Annotated in this window: 1 pseudogene; it reads left to right on the top strand. The window is 52.3% G+C overall.

The features are described from left to right. A pseudogene (locus V7747_RS18545) lies at nt 1-618 on the top strand (hypothetical protein); the annotation flags it as partial.

Below are 618 nucleotides of genomic sequence, written 5' to 3'. Positions count from 1 at the left end.
ACCTCAATCGGTAAGTCACCCAAGACAGCAAAAAACTATAGCAATGCAGTTTCAGGCGGCATGTCTAAGTGGGCGGTTGACGCAGGGCTGGTCCAGAAATCCTTGGATGAGGTCACAAATGTTGATGATTTTCAGCCAATCGCGGCAAGTCTGCGCGAGCTTCCCATCTACGAGGCTCGAAACACGGCAGGTAATGGCATGTATGGCGCTGCGTTAAATTGCTTTGCAGATTATCTCGCCAACGCCAACGCCAACGCCAACGCCAACGCCAACGCCAACGCCAACGCCAACGGAGAGGTTTCTCAGGTCGTAGACTCTGAAAGATTATTTCCCGAAGGGCTGCAAAAGTGGGCCGGTCACAGAGACGGTGGCGTAAGAAGACCTTTTAATGATGATTCAGGTCGCCCAACGGGCCAACAAATCGAAACACCGCTAATTAGTCGTTTGCGCGAGTGGTCGGCTGATCTGGTAGCGGGCGAAAAGGTCCCCAGGGCGCTTCTCCTAGTAGGTGGACCTGGGAATGGAAAAACGGATGCGGTCGAAGGCTGTATCGATTTTTTTGACGAAGAGATGGGCGCTGGCGGGAAGTTAAAAGCAGCGTTCGCGTCTAAATATAAT

The organism is Halopseudomonas sp. (assembly GCF_036960865.1).
GTDB lineage: Bacteria > Pseudomonadota > Gammaproteobacteria > Pseudomonadales > Pseudomonadaceae > Halopseudomonas.
The sequence above is the reverse complement of the archived record's forward strand: the minus strand, read 5'-3'. Positions and strand labels throughout refer to the sequence as shown.